This window comes from Actinoplanes sp. KI2, assembly GCF_025630775.1.
Lineage (GTDB): Bacteria > Actinomycetota > Actinomycetes > Mycobacteriales > Micromonosporaceae > Actinoplanes.
On the sequence record NZ_JAOSZE010000007.1, the window covers coordinates 83,737 to 101,031 of the forward strand.

The 17,295-nt window shown below is 71.8% G+C and carries 15 protein-coding genes; 12 read left to right on the top strand and 3 right to left on the bottom strand.

Going from position 1 to position 17,295, the window contains the following annotated elements; translation table 11 throughout:
* Window positions 1-40 precede the first annotated feature (40 nt).
* The 6 genes from ODJ79_RS09100 to ODJ79_RS09125 all read left to right on the top strand — a co-directional run bounded on the left by ODJ79_RS09100 (window position 41) and on the right by ODJ79_RS09125 (window position 6,902).
* The gene (locus ODJ79_RS09100; protein WP_263022897.1) at window positions 41-1,441 is read left to right on the top strand and encodes a serine/threonine-protein kinase; all 1,401 of its coding nucleotides are present in this window, start codon (window positions 41-43) and stop codon (window positions 1,439-1,441) included.
* A gap of 17 nt (window positions 1,442-1,458) precedes the next feature.
* Complete coding sequence (locus ODJ79_RS09105; protein WP_263022898.1) at window positions 1,459-2,256, top strand: hypothetical protein; 798 nt, start codon at window positions 1,459-1,461, stop codon at window positions 2,254-2,256.
* 63 nt (window positions 2,257-2,319) lie between these two features.
* Window positions 2,320-3,294, top strand: a complete 975-nt coding sequence (locus tag ODJ79_RS09110; protein ID WP_263022899.1) for an AraC family transcriptional regulator — start codon at window positions 2,320-2,322, stop codon at window positions 3,292-3,294.
* A gap of 190 nt (window positions 3,295-3,484) precedes the next feature.
* The gene (locus tag ODJ79_RS09115; protein ID WP_263022900.1) at window positions 3,485-4,492 is read left to right on the top strand and encodes a helix-turn-helix transcriptional regulator; all 1,008 of its coding nucleotides are present in this window, start codon (window positions 3,485-3,487) and stop codon (window positions 4,490-4,492) included.
* 19 nt (window positions 4,493-4,511) lie between these two features.
* Window positions 4,512-5,486, top strand: a complete 975-nt coding sequence (locus ODJ79_RS09120; protein ID WP_263022901.1) for a helix-turn-helix transcriptional regulator — start codon at window positions 4,512-4,514, stop codon at window positions 5,484-5,486.
* A gap of 87 nt (window positions 5,487-5,573) precedes the next feature.
* Window positions 5,574-6,902, top strand: a complete 1,329-nt coding sequence (locus ODJ79_RS09125; protein ID WP_263022902.1) for an MFS transporter — start codon at window positions 5,574-5,576, stop codon at window positions 6,900-6,902.
* A 32-nt stretch (window positions 6,903-6,934) separates the two neighbouring features.
* Here the strand turns inward: ODJ79_RS09125 and ODJ79_RS09130 are convergent, their stop codons facing one another.
* From ODJ79_RS09130 to ODJ79_RS09140, 3 genes are all read right to left on the bottom strand, one after another.
* The gene (locus ODJ79_RS09130; RefSeq protein WP_263022903.1) at window positions 6,935-7,258 is read right to left on the bottom strand and encodes a hypothetical protein; all 324 of its coding nucleotides are present in this window, start codon (window positions 7,256-7,258) and stop codon (window positions 6,935-6,937) included.
* A gap of 135 nt (window positions 7,259-7,393) precedes the next feature.
* Window positions 7,394-9,706 (bottom strand): putative bifunctional diguanylate cyclase/phosphodiesterase, encoded by a 2,313-nt coding sequence (locus ODJ79_RS09135; protein ID WP_263022904.1) that lies wholly within the window; start codon window positions 9,704-9,706, stop codon window positions 7,394-7,396.
* Between the two features lie 51 nt (window positions 9,707-9,757).
* Window positions 9,758-11,041 carry a methyl-accepting chemotaxis protein gene (locus ODJ79_RS09140; protein ID WP_263022905.1) on the bottom strand — a complete coding sequence of 428 codons (1,284 nt, stop codon included), beginning with the start codon at window positions 11,039-11,041 and terminating at the stop codon, window positions 9,758-9,760.
* Window positions 11,042-11,289: 248 nt separating this feature from the next.
* Here ODJ79_RS09140 and ODJ79_RS09145 point away from each other — a divergent pair, with 248 nt between their 5' ends.
* From ODJ79_RS09145 to ODJ79_RS09170, 6 genes are all read left to right on the top strand, one after another.
* Window positions 11,290-12,345, top strand: a complete 1,056-nt coding sequence (locus ODJ79_RS09145) for a glycoside hydrolase family 26 protein (RefSeq protein ID WP_263022906.1) — start codon at window positions 11,290-11,292, stop codon at window positions 12,343-12,345.
* A 107-nt stretch (window positions 12,346-12,452) separates the two neighbouring features.
* The gene (locus ODJ79_RS09150) at window positions 12,453-13,205 is read left to right on the top strand and encodes an ABC transporter permease (protein ID WP_263022907.1); all 753 of its coding nucleotides are present in this window, start codon (window positions 12,453-12,455) and stop codon (window positions 13,203-13,205) included.
* 94 nt (window positions 13,206-13,299) lie between these two features.
* Window positions 13,300-13,821: a PadR family transcriptional regulator gene (locus ODJ79_RS09155; RefSeq protein ID WP_263022908.1), complete on the top strand. Its 522-nt coding sequence runs from the start codon at window positions 13,300-13,302 to the stop codon at window positions 13,819-13,821.
* Window positions 13,818-14,516, top strand: coding sequence for an ABC transporter ATP-binding protein (locus ODJ79_RS09160; protein WP_263022909.1), 699 nt, complete (start codon window positions 13,818-13,820; stop codon window positions 14,514-14,516). The genes ODJ79_RS09155 and ODJ79_RS09160 overlap by 4 nt, the downstream gene beginning before the upstream one ends.
* Window positions 14,516-16,330, top strand: coding sequence for an ABC transporter permease (locus ODJ79_RS09165; RefSeq protein WP_263022910.1), 1,815 nt, complete (start codon window positions 14,516-14,518; stop codon window positions 16,328-16,330). The genes ODJ79_RS09160 and ODJ79_RS09165 overlap by 1 nt, the downstream gene beginning before the upstream one ends.
* Before the next feature lie 127 nt (window positions 16,331-16,457).
* A complete protein-coding gene (locus ODJ79_RS09170) occupies window positions 16,458-17,294 on the top strand; it encodes a polysaccharide deacetylase family protein (RefSeq protein ID WP_263022911.1) in 837 nt (278 codons plus the stop codon).
* The last annotated feature ends 1 nt before the right edge of the window (window position 17,295 follow it).

The window sequence follows — 17,295 nt, forward strand, 5'->3', positions numbered from 1 at the left end:
ACGTTGTGGTGGGCGTATCCACGGGCACGGTGAGGACGCGGTGACGGGTCGATCGGGGGCAGAGGTCGCGGCGTTGGCGCCGAGGGATCCGGCGAGCATCGGCCCGTACCGTCTCGTCGGCCGGCTCGGTGAGGGCGGCATGGGCACCGTCTACCTCGCCACCGACCCCCGCGGGCGGCGGGTGGCCGTCAAAGTGGTGCGCTCCCACCTGGCCGCGGACCCGGAGTTCGCCCGGCGATTCCGGCACGAGATCGACGGGGCTCGCCAGGTGCCGCCCTTCTGCACCGCCGAGGTCCTGGACGCGAATCCCGACCACACACCGCCGTACCTGGTCGTGGAGTTCGTCGACGGGCCGAGCCTGGCCGATGTGATCGACCGGGACGGACCGCTGACCGCTTCGAACCTGCATGCGCTGGCCATCGGGGTGGCCACCGCCCTGACCGCCATCCACGGCGCCGGGGTGGTTCATCGCGACCTGAAACCGCGCAACGTTCTGCTGCCGCCCGGCACGCCGAAGGTGATCGACTTCGGCATCGCCCGCGCACTGCGATCGACCAGCCGGCTCACCGGCGAGAATCAGATGGTCGGCACGGTCGGGTACATGGCGCCCGAGCGCTTCGATCCGCAGCCGGACGCCGGAGTCGAGCCCTCTGCCGACATTTTCTCGTGGGGCGCGGTTGTCACGCTCGCCGGCACCGGGCACGAACCGTTCCACGCGCCGTCGCCCATGGCCACCGCGGCTCGCATCGTCTCCGGGGAGCCGGACCTCGACGGTTTGCACGGCTTCCTCCGCGATCTGGTTGCCGAGTCGCTCGCCAAGGACCCGGCCCAGCGCCCGACCGCACGCGAACTCCTGGACCGCCTGCTGCTCGCCGGCACGTTCGCGCAGGACACGGCCGTCCTGGCGGACCAGCCCGACCTGCGGGCCGCCGTCGAGGCGGTCACTTGGCGGTATACCACCCCGGGGGGATCGAAGCGCCGTAGCCGCCGCCGGTTGGCGGTCGCGGCCGTCATGGTGGCCCTGCTGGGCGGCGCCGTCGCGGCCGCAGCGCCGTTGCTCGCCGAACATCGCCCGCCCGGCGCCACCGTCACGTCGTCCCCGCCGGCGACCAAGCCCTCCCTCGCCGGGTCCGGGCCGGTCGCCGCCGAGTGGATCGGTGAGCTGCAGCAGAGCTTCGGCCGGCCGGAACCGGTGCACCTGGTGTTCGCCCTCGAAGCGGAGAGCGGGACCATCCGCTACCCGCGTCTCGGCTGCTCCGGAACGGTCACCGTGACGCAACGGAGCAGCGAGCGGATCGTCCTGGCCGAGCACATCGACAAGGGACCGTGCAGCGTGCGGGGTGAGATCGTGCTCTGGCCGACCGGACCGTCGAGGATGCTGCTCGACTACAAACCCGCCAGCGGGAAGTACACGGCCCACGCCAGCATGACCAAACGCTGAGTGGGCCGGGGGTGGCGATGCGGTGGGAACGACTGGATCGGAAGGCGGCGGGGTTCGTCGAGGACTTCGCCGGTCCCCGTCTCGACTCCGGGCGGTGGGTGGACCACTATCTGCCGCACTGGACGACTCCGGATCGTTCTCGCGCCCGCTACGACCTGCTCGGCGCGGGCGACCTGGCCGATGGCGTACGCGGTGGGCTGCGGCTGCGTATCGACGCCGACCAGCTCGACTGGCGGCCGGAGGACGCTCCGCTGCGGGTGTCCAACTTGCAGACCGCGGTGTTCAGCGGGCCCACCGGGTCTGCGCGCGGAACTCACCGCCACCGCCGCGACGGTCTGCTGGTCCGCACCCCGACACCGCCTCGGCTGCTGTGGGCGCCTCGCTCCGGGCAGGTCGACGTCACCGTTACCGCCGGCCGCGACCGCGGATGCATGCTCGCGGTCTGGCTGGTCGGCACCGAGCATCTGGCCGAGGACGACAGCGGTGAGGTTTGCGTGTTCGAGATCGACGCCGAGGCAGTGTCGGCGTCGTCCACGAGGGCTCGGGTGGGGGTCAAGGCCCATCACGATCCGCGTCTGGTGACCGACATGACCGAGGTCGTGGTGCCGGTGGGTGGCGGCCGGGCGCACACCTGGTCGGCGCGTTGGGACGACCGCGGTGTCGTCGTGGCCTGCGCGGGGGCGGTGGTGTTCACCTCGCGGCAGGTCTTGGACTACCCGCTGCAGCTGATGGTGGATCTGTTCGAGATCGGCCCGCGGGACCGGGTCGACGCCTACCCGAAGTCCGCCGTGATCCACTCGGTCACCGCGACTTGACCCGTACACCCGCGGGCATGACCGGTGGCTGACGTCGCGCCGGGTGCGGCCGATAATCGACGGATGCCTTCGCCCTCCGATGTGATGTTCAGCTCGTTCGAGGCGAACGATGTGGACGAGGTCCAGGAGATCCTCGCGCGGGTGGCGGTGCCCGTATCGCTGGCGGCGGTGCCCGGGGACCGCCCGTACCGGTGCCGCCACGAGCAGCTGCGCTTCGGCCCGTTGCTGGTGTGCCGGTCGTTTCACAGCACCGGGCTGCGGGTGTTGGCGCCGGACCTGCGATCGGCGTACGCGGTCAGTTTCGCCGAGGCCGGAGGGATCCGCTCGCAGCATCGCGGCGCCTGGGTCGAGGTCAGCGACGCGGCCGCGGCGGTGCATCAGCCCGTCGGCGAGGTGCGCTCCGTTTCCGGGGTGGGCCTGGTGTGGTACTCGGTGATGATCGACCGGGGGGCGGTGGAGTCGACCCTGGGCGCGCTGCTGGGCCACATGGTCGCCGGGCCGATCCGGTTCGCTCCCGGCATGGACCTCGCCAGTCCGGTGGGGCGCAGTTGGGCGCGGCTGGTGCGTATGTTGGCCGCCGATGCCACCGACGCGGCCGGGCTGGCCGCGCGCCCGGCGGTGATGCGGCCGTTGGCCGACGCGGTGGTCCGGGGGCTGTTGCTGGCCGCCGATCACCCCGATCGAGAGACCCTGGAGCGGCCGGCTCCGGCGTACCGGTCCGGGCCGGTGCGCCGCGCCGTCGAGGCGATTCACGCGGACCCGGCCGAACCGTTCACCCTGACCGGCCTGGCCGCCATCGGCGGTGTCGGTGTCCGCGCCCTGCAACGGGGGTTCCACGACCAGCTGGGCGTGTCCCCGATGGGCTACCTGCGGCAGGTCCGGCTCGCCCGGGCGCACGACGAGTTGCGTGCGGCCGACCCGGCCCGGACCGTGATCGCGGCGGTCGCGCACCGGTGGGGCTTCACCCACGTCGGCCGGTTCGCCGGTTATTACCGTTCTGTCTATGGGTGCGCGCCGTCGGAGACTCTGGATCACTGACGGGCCGTGCGTACGCGCCGGTCCTGTGCCCGAATTGTGGTGCGGGCGAGGTGACGGGACCGGTGTGGTGGACACGATCGGGCTACGGCTGGGTGTCCTCGCGGGCTGTGGGGTGGCAGGCTGGACGGGCTCCGTCCGGATCGGCACGGGACTGCCGAGCCGAGGGAAATCGGGGCAGCCGGGAGTCGCGATGCTGGAGCAGGACGCGGCCGGCCGTGGACGGGCCGGTGCGGGTGCCGGGAAGCTACCGGCGCACGTAACACGCCTCAGCACCCGGGATCCGGACGAGCACAATGCCTGGCTCGCCGCCCGCTACCCGGAGCACCGGCGCCGGGTCCGGCCCCGGGCCCGCGGGTTCGAGCTCGCCACCCAGTACGCGGCGCGGGGCGCCCTCGACGTCACCGAAATGCGGTTCACCGCGGCGACCGCGTACTCCGAGCTGCCGCCCGTGTCGTACGTCTGGGCGTCGCACGCCTACTCCGGCGGGTGGCTGATGCGCTGGCACGGCAGGGAGGTTCGGGTGGGCGAGCGCGGCACGCTGCTGATGCCGCCCGACGGGTGCGCCCTGCTCAACGACTGTTGCTGGCACACCACCGTACGGGTGCGGCTGGACGTGGTGTTGCGGGTGGCCCGGGAGCAGACCGGGCTGGACCCGGCGCAGGTCCGCTTCACCGGCGTGCAGCCGATCTCGGCGGCCGCACATCGGCAGTGGCTGGCGACTTTGGAGTTTGCGCGGCGCGGCATCTACGGCCGCACGCTGGAGTCGCCGCTGGTACTGGCGGCGGCCGAGGAGGCGGTCGCGGCGAGTCTGCTGGCTGTCTTCCCGAACACCGCAATGACCACCGCGGTGCGTACGCCCCGCGACCCGGCCGTCCCGGCGCCGGTGCGCCGGGCGATGGCGTTCATCGACGCCCACGCCGCTGACCCGATCACCCGGACCGACATCGCCGCCGCGGCCCGGGTGCTGCCGCCCACCCTGGGGCCGGCGTTTCGCCGCCACCGCGACACCACCCCCAGCGCCTACGTGCGCCGGGTCCGGCTACACCGCGCCCACCGGCAACTGCTGGCCGCGCAGCCCGGCGACGGCACCACCATCGCCACCGTCGCGGCCCGCTGCGGCTTTCCCGACCCGTACCGCTTCGCCGCCTACTACCGGCAGGCGTACGGCCGGCCGCCCAGCCAGAGCCTGCACAGCTGACACCCCATGGAGGTAGGCGGTGTCCACAACCGTCATGCGTGAACCGCAGCGGCGCCGCATCGAGTTCGCCACCACCGATCCTGGTTGGGCAGAGGATTACCTGACCACCGCGTACGAGGCCGCAATCGCCATCACCGGTGCGGGCCGCAACTACCGGTTCCGGCACGTGCGGCTCGACCCGGGGCCGTTCCACCTCGACACCGTCGACCACGAGGCGACCACCGGCTACCGGTGCGGCCCCTTCCCGATGATCGTCGTCACCCGGATCCACCGCGGGATGCGTATCGACCGCGACCTCGACGAGCGTCTCGGCCCGGGCGGTCTTCTGCTGCACCCGCCCGGCAGGAGATATCACCTGCGGCACGAATCGGTGTTCTCGTCACTGGTCAGCATTGATCCGCAGGCCGTCGCGGAGGTGGCCCGCAACAAGCCGGACGACCCGACGCCCCCGCTGCGCTTCTGTTCGGCGTACCCCGCCGGCCCGGCGGCCGCCCGCGACTGGCTCCGCGTGGTCCGCTACATCACCGACAGCATGAAAAGCAGCCCCGAGTTCATCGCCCACCCCCTCATGATCGGCCCGATGACCCGACTGCTCGCCGCGACCCTGCTCGCGACCTTCCCCAACACCTGCATCCCCGAGCCGCATCACCAGGACCGCAGCGACGCCACCGAAACCGCCATGTCCCGCGCCAAGGGGTTCATCGACACCAACGCCGACCTTGACATCACCCTGGTCGAGATCGCCCGCGCCGCCCGGGTCACCGTCCGCGCCGTCCAGGCCGCGTTCCGCCGCCACCTCGGCACCACCCCCACCGCCTATCTCCGCCGCGTCCGCCTGGAGCGGGCCCACGAGCAGCTGATGACCGCCCAGCCGGGCGACGGCACCACCGTGACCGCGGTCGCCGCTCAATGGGGCTACACCGACCCGCGCCGGTTCGCCGCCGACTATCGCCGAGTCCACGGCCACCTTCCCGAGCAGAGCCTGATCACCTAGCCACCCGCCAGGCCCCAAGCCGGCGCCGACCGGCCGGCCGCACCCACCACCGTGCTGTCCGAGATCCCGAACCTCTCCGGAGCGACCATGACCATCCCGGTCAAGGCAGGGGCCACGACCCCGGCCAAGTCCCCCCGCGCCCGTACCCGCCGGGTCTTCCCGTGGATCGTGTTCACGCTCACCTTCGGACTGCTGCTGTCGGACTACATGTCCCGGCAGGTCCTGTCGGCCGTCTTCCCCCCGCTCAAGCAGGCCTGGGGACTGACCAACACCCAGCTGGGCAGCCTGAGCAGCGTCGTCGCCCTCACCGTCGGGGTGCTCGCCGTGCCGCTGTCGCTGGTCGGCGACCGCTGGGGCCGGGCCAGGGCGATCGTCGCCATGGCGGTCGTCTGGAGTCTCGCCACGATCGGCTGCGCGCTGGCCACCGGCTATGGGCAGCTGCTCACGGCCCGGTTCCTGATCGGGGTCGGTGAGGCCGCGTACGGCAGCGTCGGCCTCGCGGTGGTCCTCGCGGTCTTCGCCGCCCACCGGCGGGCGTCGCTGGCCGGGGCGTTCACGGCGGGGAGCTCGTTCGGCTCGGTGCTCGGGGTCGCGCTCGGCGGCGTGCTCGCGGTGCAGTTCGGCTGGCGGGCGGCCTTCGTGGTGATGGGCGTCTTCGGGCTGGTGCTCGCCCTGCTCTACCGGGTGGTGATCAGCGAACGCAGGCTGGCCGCACACCAGGCCGACGACGCCGGGCCCCCACTGGCGGCCGGGCAGCGGCGCGCCCACCTGTCCACCCTGTTCGCCACTCCCGCGGTGGTCCTGGCGTACCTCGGCAACGGCCTGCAGCTGCTCATCGCCGGTGCGCTGTTCGCCTGGCTGCCCAGCTACTTCAACCGCGGCTACGCGCTGCCGACGGACAAGGCCGCCAAGCTCGCCGCGCTGTTCCTCCTGATCATGGGCATCGGCATGATCGTCTGCGGCCTGGTCACGGATCGGATCGGCGCAACCCGCCCGACCGGCCCGTGGACCACCGCCATTGCCTACGCCGCCGCGACGCTGATCCTGCTCGGCGCGGCCTTCGCGGTCGCGCCGGGCGGGCTGCAGATGCTGCTGCTCGCGGGCGGCTGTTTCTTCGCCGCCGGCACGACCGGCCCCACCAGCGCGCTGGTGGCGCGGCTGACCCACGAGTCGATCCGGGCCACCGCGTTCGGCACCGTCGCCTTCTTCAACAACCTGCTCGGCCTCGCCGCCGGCCCGCTCGTCATCGGCATCCTCGCCGACCGGTACGGGTTGGACACCGCCATGAAGTTCGTCCCACTGGTGGCCGTGGGCGCGATCGTCCTGCTGTTCGGGGGCCGCGCGGCGTACCCGTCCAGCCTGGCCAAACTCGACGCCGCAGCGGCAGACGACAAAACCCGCAGAGGTACGGCGTGACGCCGGGGCGGTAGATCCGGATGGTCGGCTGCTCAGCGTTGTGGTGGCTCGGCTCTGCACGCGCAATCCGTCGCCGGAGCGTCCCCGTTGACGCCGTTGTAGACGACCTCGGCTCCGGTCTCGTCGGCCAAGCGCTCGGCCAGGGTCGCTCCGGCCTCTCCCCAGCGCCGCCAATCGTCGGCGGTGGAGGGAGGTATCTCCCGCTCGTCGAGGTCGGCGGCGTGCTGGTGCTGATCGTGCCAGTCAGCCCAGAACTGCAGGGCGGCGGCGAGCTCTGCGGACAGACCGAGATAGCCCGGTCCGACGCTGACACTCCCCTCCCGTACGGATTGACCGGGCCGGGGTGCCAGGCGCATCCACTCCCATACGGGGAAGGCGCCGTACGTGGCGGCCAGATCGAGTCGGCGGTGGCCGGGCGGCCGACCCTGGGGGCACCATGCTCGGTGGCGACGGAAATCGTGCACACTCGATTATCCCGAATGGCGTGCTGGTCAGCTGCCGAGCACGGCGGCGTCGGCGGCCGGCATCAGCTGTTCGAAGTCGTCGGCGGGCAGGGGTTTGGCCATGAAGAAGCCTTGGCCGTACCGGTAGCCGATGTCGCGTAGCCGGTTGTGCTGCGCCTGGCTTTCGATGCCTTCGGCGACGGCCTTCAGCTGCAGGTGTTCGGTCAGTTGCGCGACGGCGGCCGCCACCGCGAGCCGGCCCGGGTCCGCGTGGTCGGTGATGCCGTCGACGAACGACTTGTCGAGCTTGAGCACGTCCACCGGGAAGGCCCGGAGCAGGCTCAGCGACGACTGCCCGGTGCCGAAGTCGTCGAGGGCGAGCCTGATGCCGGTCTCGTGCAGTGCTTGCAGGGTTTCCCGGACCTGCCAGCCGTCGACCACCGAGGACTCGGTGACCTCGACGATCAGATTGGCGGGCCCGAGTCCGGTGGCGTGCATGGCGGCCGCGACCTCGTCGACGAACGTGGCCTCGCGCAGTTGCCGGACGGCCACGTTGACGTTGATGGCCTCGATCGCGGCATTGCCGTACCGGCTCGTCCACCGCGCGAGTTGGTCGCAGGCCTCGCGGAGCACCCAGGCGCCGATCGGGACGATCAACCCGGATTGTTCGGCGACCGGGATGAACTCGCCCGGCGAGACGAATCCGCGGGTCGGGTGCTGCCAGCGGATCAGCGCCTCGGCGCCGTGCACGCGGCCGGTCTCGAGGTCGAAGATGGGCTGGTAGAACAGGCGCAGTTCGCCGTTCGCGACAGCGTCGTGCAGTTCACCGGCGAGGCGCGCGTGGTTGGTCATGTCGTGCCGCATGCGAGGCTCGAATCGGACCCGGCAGGCCTTGCCGGCATCCTTCGCGGCGTACATGGCGATGTCGGCGTTGCGGAGAACCTCGTCGGCCGTGTCGTCGGGCGCGGCGACCGCGATGCCGATGCTGGCGTGCAGCAGCAACTGCTGGTTGCCGAAGGCGATCGGGCGGGCGATCACGCCCTGGATGCGGTCGGCCGCGGCTTCGGCGGCCGCCGAGTCGTCCAGGGGCAGCAGGACGGCGAACTCGTCGCCGCCCAGGCGCGCGGGCGTTTCGGCGGTGCCGCACGTCTCGTGGAGCCGGTCGGCGATCTGGCGAAGCAGCGTGTCGGCGGTGGCCGGGCCGAGCGTGTCGTTGACCGTCTTGAAGTTGTCGATGTCGATCAGCAGGGTGCTGGTCGGCTTCTTCTCGGCCAGTCTGCGAGTCAGCGCGATGCCGAAGCCGGTGCGGTTGAGCAGCCCGGTCAGCGCGTCGCTGGAGGCCAGCCGGTCGAGTTCGGTCCGCTGATGACGGATGCCGTCCAGCGCTTCGCGATTTTCGCGGACACCGAGCAGTTGCCGAGCGAGCACGACGGCGGCGAACAGCACAGCACCGATCATCGTCACCCGGCTGCGCAGGTCCGGAACCTGGGCGGCGACGATGATCACTGCGACGCTCGTGCCGGCCAACGCGAGAAGGTGGATGGAGTTGGTGATCGGCCGGCGGGGACGGCTGCGGGTGGGGAAGTCGCTCGGACGGCCCAGAACGACTTCCTGGCGCCAGGCGGCCAGGCAAATCATCAAGGCGATGAGCGGGTAGCCCACGACCGACAGCAGCAGCATGCCGGTCTGGCTGCCGCCGAGGTAGAGCATGACCGCTACCAGGCCGCTCACCGGTGCACCGGCCAGAATGCCGAGCGCGCCCGGGTCGACCCGATTCATCGGGCTGACCGCCGCCTTGCCGAAGACCACCATCGCGAGCAGGCAACCGACGCCGACGATGCCGCCCGCCCAGCGGCTGAACAGGGGAGTGCCCTCGGGTGCCAGGTCCACCACGATCTCGGCGAAGAGGATCGCGCCCGCGACCACGACCGCGGCGCCGTCGAGGACGATCACCATCCAGCCGATGGCCGTCCGCTGCCCGAACGGAACATGCCGGAAGGCGACCATCGCGACGATCACGCCGAGCATGGCGGGGACGGCCTCGTAGATCTGCATGCCGGCGGCGTGGCGTGCGATGCCGGCCGCCGCACCCAGGGTGCTCAGCAACAGCAACGCCGCCGAGGAGCCCCACAGAAGCCAGAAACGTCGGACCGCATCGGCGGCGTGGTCCGCCCGGCTCACCCGCAAGCACGCAACGGCCGCGGCAATCGTGACGACTGAGCCGCCCACGCTGCTCACCAGCCAGCCGCCGACCCCACCCACGTACAAGCAGGTCATGGCCGCCGACACGCCGGCCAACGCCACCAGGACCGAGCCGAATGTCGCCCGGTCGGCGGTCAGGGACTTCCGAATTCCACTCATAACGTAAGATCCGATCGACTGGTTGTCCCGGAATCTGAGATGGCCCCGGAGCTACTGCGCGCTCGTCCGCGAGATCTCTTCCAGGGCCCGGATACCGCTGACCATCGTGTGCGTCTGGCCGGCGGTCTGAGTGACCGTACGGGTCACCTCCGCCACCGCCGCGGTCTGTTCCTCGATCGCGGCGGCGAGCGTGCTGTGGTGCGCCGACAGGGTGCTCATGCCTGCGGCGATCTCCGTCACCTGGGTGACCGCGGCATCGACCTGGGAGCGCACGTCGGTCAGGATCCGGTTGATGGAGTCGGCGTTCTCGCCGGACTGGCGGGCCAGCTCCTTGACCTCGTTGGCGACGACCGTGAATCCCTTGCCGCTCTCGCCGGCGCGGGCCGACTCGATCGTGGCGTTGAGGGCCAGCAGATTCGTCTGCTCGGCGATGGACTGGATGATGTCGCTGGCAGCCATGATCTGCGCGCTCGACGCATCGAGCGCCTTGATCACCGTGGCGGCGTCGTCCGCCTGCCGCACCACGGCCACAGCGACCTCCTCGGTGGACTGTGCCGTTCGCGACAGATCGTGCAGAGCGGAGGACATCTGCTCGGTCGCGGCGGCCGCGACGGTGGTGTTCTGGCTGACCTCGGACGCCGACTGCGCCAGCACCGCAGCCTGCTCGGCGACCTGCTGCTGAAGGTGGACCTGCTCGGCCATCTGCGCGGCGACCAGCTCGGCCCGGCGCGTCTCCGCCTGCTGCTGCTCGGTAAGCGTCCGTACCTGAAGGTCGCTGACCTCGGCCTGGGCCTGAGCCACCCGCGCGGCGCTGTCGTCGAGCAGCCGGCGCAGCCAATGCATCACGACGCAGAGGGTGGTCAGCAGCAGCCAGATCGCCACCGAATGCCACACCGCCGTCCATGGCGGGGACAGGCGCCACTCCGTCACCAGGGTCTGCGCCGCCATGATCGCCGAGAGTGCCACCACGTCGCGCCGCTCAAGGGTGAAGCCGGCCCACGCCAGACCGATGGCCGAGTCGAGCATGACCAGGTAGTAGGTCTCGGGAGCGGTGACCGCCCCGAAGCCGATCATCACCACCCCGACGTAGGCCATGATCCGCAACGCCTGGGGCGGCACCCGATCCCAGTTCACCCGCCACATCGCGGCGGCGATCACGCAGGCGATCAGCCCGCGGCTCACCAGCGAGCCGCGATAGCCGTCGACATTGGCCAACCCGATGATCACTCCGGCCACGCCGGTCGGCAGGAACAGCCGCGGCAACAGCTTGCCGGAAATCGAGCGGTCCTCCAGCGGACTGCGCCGTCGCGTGACTTTGGCCTGGCCGTACGTCATGCCCTGGGCATCGGCAGCGCGAGACCGCTGATTGAAGACCGCTACAAAGGTGTGCCGAGTGCCTCATCCCAGCGCCACGCGGACGGCAGTCTCCGGCCACGAGATCGGCGGCCGCCGGGCGGATCGAAGGGTTCCGGTCGACCGCAACCGGTCGGCACCCGTGCGGCACCGGCGGGCGCACCACACGATCCCGAACTTCTTCACGTGACCGGCCGACGTGGGCCGGCCGACTCGGGGGAGTGGTCGTTGTGGGACGTAGGGTGAACAAGGTCGTGGCCACGCTCGGCGCGGTGCTGGCCGGCACGTCTGTCGCGCTGGTCGCCACCAACGCCGCCGGCGCCGCCCCGGCGAAGCCCGCGAAGCAGTGCGTGACCGACGACAAGCTCGTGCCGTCCTGCGGGGTGCTGTGGGGAGCTGCCGCCGGCGGGTTCAGCCCGCTGCCCCGGGATCAGGAGCTGAAGACCTGGGAGAAGCTGTCCGGCCGCACCTCGACCATCTACCACACGTACCACAAGGGTGACGAGGTGTTCCCCACCCCGGCGGAGATCGCGATGACCCGCGACCCGAAGCACCCGCGGGTGCTGCTGCTCAACTGGCGTGTCGAGTACGGCTCCACCTGGGCCAACGTCGCCGCCGGGAAGCTCGACGGGCGGATCGACAAGTTCGCCGCTCACCTCAAGTCGGCCTACCCGAACCAGAAGTTCTTCCTGGTGCTCAACCACGAGCCCGAGGACGACGTCAACCCGAAGGCCGGCTCCGGGATGACCGCGAAGGACTTCGCCGCTTCCTACCGGCACGTCATCCAGCGCCTGCACGCCAAGGGCGTGCACAACGCGATCAACGTGGTCGCGTACATGGGCAACGAGCGGTGGATGGCGCAGTCGTGGTGGAAGGACCTGTACCCCGGCGACGACGTCGTCGACTGGGTCGGCCTGGACTCCTACGTCTCGGCGGAGAAGGGCTACTACCACTACGGCAAGTTCGCCGACCTGCTTGACCGTAAGGCGAAGAACGGCGGGCAGGGCTGGTACGACTGGGCCACGACGAAGCACCCCAGCAAGCCGATCATGGTTGCGGAGTGGGGCGCCTACCACCGGGTCGGCCGGGTGACCGACAAGTCCGCCCAGTTCAACAGCGTGCTGCCGGAGCTGGCCAAGCGGCCCGCCGTCAAGGCGATCGTCTATTTCGACACCAAGAAGGACGCCTTCGGCGACCGCGACATCAGCATCGACAGCTCCGCGACCAGCCTGGCCGCGTTCCGCAAGCTGGCCGCCAACCCGCTGTTCAACGTGAAGATCGCCTGACCGGCCTCGCTCGGTGTTTGGTGCATCGAGCCGGTAGCCGCACCTTCCACCTGGCCCTCCCGATAGCCTGGCGCCTGCCAAGGCGTCGGACGGCAGGGGCGGTCGAGGTGAACCAAGCAGCGGTTTCGATCGGCCCGGTCCTGGTCGTCGTGCTGGCGGCGCTGATGATGCTCGCCGTCGCCGCGGCTGCGGTCGGCCGGTTGGGCGTAGGACGCGCCGTCGTCTCCGCGTCGCTGCGAGCGGTCGTGCAGCTCGGTGCGGTGTCGCTGTTGATCGCCGCGGTGTTGCGGTCGTGGTGGGCCACGGCGGCGTTCATCACCTTGATGGTGCTCGTTGCCGCCGCCACCTCGGGCCGCCGGATCGGTTCCTGGAGCCTCGTGCGGTTCACCATCCTTCCGATCGTCGCGGGGGCCCTGCCCGCCGGCACTCTGATCGTCGTCGCGGGAACGGTGCCGATATCCGAGGTGGCCGTGCTGCCGATCGCCGGCATCCTGATCGGTGGCGCCATGACCGCGACCTCGTTGGCCGGTCGCCGCGCTCTCGACGAGCTGCACGGCCGCTTCGGCGAGTACGAGGCGGCTCTCGCCCTCGGTTTCCTGCCGCGCGACGCTGCGCTCGAGGTGTGCCGGCCGACCGCGGGCCAGGCGCTCGTTCCGGCGCTCGACCAGACCAGGACGGTGGGCCTGGTCACCCTGCCCGGCGCCTTCGTGGGGGTGCTGCTCGGCGGTGGCTCCGCCGTTCAAGCCGGTGCCACTCAGCTGATGGTCCTGGTGGCCCTGCTCGCCGTGGAGGCGATCGCGGTCGCGGTCACGATCGAGTTGGTCGCCCGCGGTTCGCTGCACCGCCCCGAGGTGCGCTGACGCTGCAAGGTGATTCGCATCAGGGATGCCCCTGATTGACGGCGCCGTACCTCTAACGGTTATCTGACAGGTAACGGTTATCGGTGGAGGTGCGATGCAGGACGTGGTGCTGGCCCTGCTGGCCAAGGAGCCGTCGCATGGCTATCAACTGCGCAGCCGGTTGCGCGATGCGCTCGGCCCGCTCGGTGAGTCACTCAACGACGGGCAGATCTACGTGACCCTGACCAGGCTGGCGAAGGCAGGCCTGGTCACCTGGGAACCGGCCGGCGACGGTGAGGGCCGCGACCGCAAGGTGTACGCCCTGACATCTGCGGGGCAGCAGCGGGTCGGCGAGTGGCTGAGCGAGGTGGCGTGGCCCCGGCCGGCGCCTACCGACTTTCATCTCAAGCTTTCCGCGGCTGCGGCGGCGCGCCTGGCCGACCCGGTCGCGTTGATCGACGCGCAGCGCCGGGAGTTGCTGCGCCGGCTGCGCGACGCGCAACGGGCCGCCTTGGCGGAGCCGCCCGGTTCGCCGGCCGAGCTGCTGCTGGAGGGCCAGGTGTTGCGGTTGGAAGCCGACCTGAAGTGGCTGGACGCGTGCGAACAAGCCTGGACGACCCGAGGGGACAGATCATGAGCGATGCGGTGCTGCGTACCCGGAAGGTGCGCAAGGAATTCGGTACGGGCGCGGGCCGGGTCCGTGCGGTCGACGACATCGACCTCGAGATCGCCGCCGGCGAGACCGTGGCGGTGATGGGCCCGAGCGGCTGCGGCAAGTCGACCCTGCTGCATCTGCTCGGCGGCCTGCAACGGCCGACCGGCGGCGAGATCGAGCTGGGCGGCCGTCGGGTCGACACGATGAGCGAGCGGGGGCTGGCCCGGCTGCGACGTGATCGGATCGGTTTCGTTTTCCAGGCGTTTCATCTGATGCCCGAGCTCACCGCGGTGGAGAACGTCGAGATGCCGGCCTTGCTGGCGGGCCGCTCGCCGCGTGCGGCCCGCACTGCGGCGCTCGAGCTGCTCGACCGGACAGGCCTGGCCGACCGCGCCGGGCACCTGCCGTCGGCGCTGTCCGGCGGGCAGCGCCAGCGGGTGGCAGTCGCCCGGGCGTTGTGCGCCGAGCCGCTGGTGGTGCTGGCCGACGAGCCGACCGGCAACCTCGACAGCGCCGCGACCACCGAGATCCTGCGGCTGTTCGACCGGCTGCACCGGACCGGCCAGACCCTGGTCATCGTCACCCACGACGCCCGGATCGCCGGCATCGCCGACCGGATCCTCTCGATGCGCGACGGTGCCCTGGTCGACCAGACCCTGCTCGCCGAGGCGGCGTGATGGGCCGATACCTGCTCGTGCTGCGGCTCGCCCGGCGTGACCTGCGCCGCCGCCCGGTCGAGGCGATCCTGGCGCTGGTGGTGCTGGCCGTGGCCGCCGCCACCCTCACGATCGGGCTCGCCCTGCACGGCGTCACCGACCATCCGTACGAACAGACCCGGGCCATGACCGCGGGACCCGACGCCGTCGCGGGCTTCCTGAGCGAGAACGGCACGCCACCGACCACCGCGAGCGTCGACACGATCACCCGCCTGCCCGGCGTGCGCGCCCACGGCCCGATGATGCCCTTGGCACACACCACCCTGGCCCTCGGCGGACACACCGCGACCGTGCAGGCGCTGGGCCGCGACCCGGGCGGCGACCCGATCGACCGGCCGAAGCTGACCTCGGGCGCCTGGGTCGGCGCCGGCTCGGTGGTGCTCGAGCGCGGCTTCGCCGACGCTCTCGGCGCCCGGGTGGGCGATCAGGTCACGCTCGGTGGCCGGTCCTTCCGGGTCGGCGGTACGGCGGTGAGCGCGGCCCTGCCGGCGTACCCGAGCAGCCTGTGTCACCTGCTCTGCTTCGCCGGGGTCGCACCGGGCCCGCACGCCTTCGACCTCGGGCTGGTCTGGCTGACCCCGGCCGACCTGGCGACGGTGCACGAGCGCACCACCCCGGCCGTCGTCTACCTGCTCGACCTGCGCCTGGCCGACCCGGCGGCGGCGCCCGCGTTCGCCGCGGCCCACGGCACCCTGCCCGGACCCGGCACCGGCGGCCCGTTCCTGCTCGCCTGGCAGCAGATCCGCGACGCCGACGCCGGCGTCACCCGCTCCGCCCAGGCCGCCCTGCAGGTCGGCGCGGTCCTGCTCGCGCTGCTCGCGATCGCCGGGCTGACCGTGCTCGCCGGCCGCCGCACCCTGGAACAGACCCGCCGGGTCGGCCTGCTCAAGGCGGTCGGCGCAACACCGGGCCTGATCGCCACCGTGCTGCTCGTCGAGCATCTCGCCCTGGCCCTGCTCGCCGCCGTCGCCGGACTCGTCACCGGGCGGCTGCTGGCCGGCCGCTTCACCGGCCCCGGCGCCGGGCTGCTCGGCACGCCCGGCCCCGCCACACTGACCGGCTCGACCGTCGCCACCGTGATCGCGGCGGCCCTGCTCGTCGCGCTCACCGCGACCTTGATCCCGGCGCTGCGGGCGGCCCGATCCGCGACTGTCACCGCGCTCGAGGCGCCCGCCCGCACGCCTCGCCGCACCGGCGGGCTGATCGCGCTGTCCGCCCGGATGCCCGTTGCTCTGCTGCTCGGGCTGCGCCTGATCGGCCGCCGTCCGGGCCGGGCCGTGCTGTCGGTGCTGAGCAGCGCGGTCACCGTCACCGGCCTGGTCGCGATCCTGACCAGCGCCACCGTCGCCGCCCGCGACGGCGGCGGCCTGCACAACCCGCGGACCGAGCGGCTGACCCAGGTCACCACCACCATCACGGTGATGTTGCTGGTACTGGCCGCGGTCAACACGGTCTTCCTGACCTGGGCCACGGTCGCTGACGCCCGTCCGGCGTCGGCCTTGGCCCGCGCGTTCGGGGCCACGCCCAGCCAGGTGACCGGCGGGTTGTCGGCGGCTCAGGTCGTCCCGGCCGGGCTCGGCGCGCTGCTCGGGGTGCCGGCCGGGCTGGCCGTCTATCGCCTGGTGACTCAGACATCGATCACCATGCCTCCGCCGGCCGGCCTGGCCGGGGTCTTGATCGGCTCGGTGCTCGCGGTAGCGATCTGCACGGCGATACCGGCCGGCCTCGGAGCACGGCGGCCGGTAGCCGACGTCCTGAGTGCTGACACGGCCTGACGACGCTGCGAGCCGACCCCGCGGGCCCGCGCCAGTTCGATGCCGATCGGCACGACCGAGAGCACGCGGAGGCCGACCTTGATGGCCTTCAGCGATTCCTCAGCACGCAATCACCAGCCTCTCCGCCATGGACAGTCCTTCCCCCGTCCGGCGTGTCGACTACCTGGACCTGCTGCCGGCGGGCTGGGGAAAGACCATCAAGCAGGCGTACGCCCGGCAGCTCACCAGGGCCGCCGTGGCCACGGCCGGCCATCCGTTCCCGTCGGTCGCCGCGATCGGCCCGCTGCGCCGGCGGTTGCTTCCCCGCCTGGCCGGTGTTGGCGACCCCCGGCACGTCGCGCTCACCTTCGACGACGGGCCGCATCCGGACGCCACCCCCGAGCTGCTGGACCTGCTCGCGCGGGCCGGGGTGCGGGCCACCTTCTTCCTGCTCGGCCGGATGGCCGAACAACTGCCCGAGGTGGCCCGGCAGATCGTGGACGCCGGGAACGAGGTCGGGGTGCACGGCTACGAGCACCGCCTGCTGCTGCGGCACGGCCCGGCCGCTACCCGGCACGACATCGGCCGGGCCACCGCGGCGATCACCGCGGTGACCGGGGCGAGGCCGCTTTGGTGGCGCCCGCCGTACGGGATGGCGAACGCGGCCGCCCTGCTGGAGGCCCGCCGGCTCGGCCTGCGCCCGGTGCTGTGGACCGCCTGGGGCCGGGACTGGACGCGGGCCTGCACACCCGACTCGGTCTACCGCAGCGTGCTGCGCACCCTCGAGGGCGGCGGGACGATCCTGCTGCACGACAGCGACCACGCGGCCGCGCCGAAATGCTGGCTGGCCATGCTCGGCGCGCTGCCCGCGATCCTCACCACCTGCCGCGCCCGCGGTCTGGAGGTGGGCCCGCTCGCCGAGCATGGAATTACCGGCGACCCCACCAGGGCCGATCGAGCGGGACGAGTGACACGGCCGCACTGAG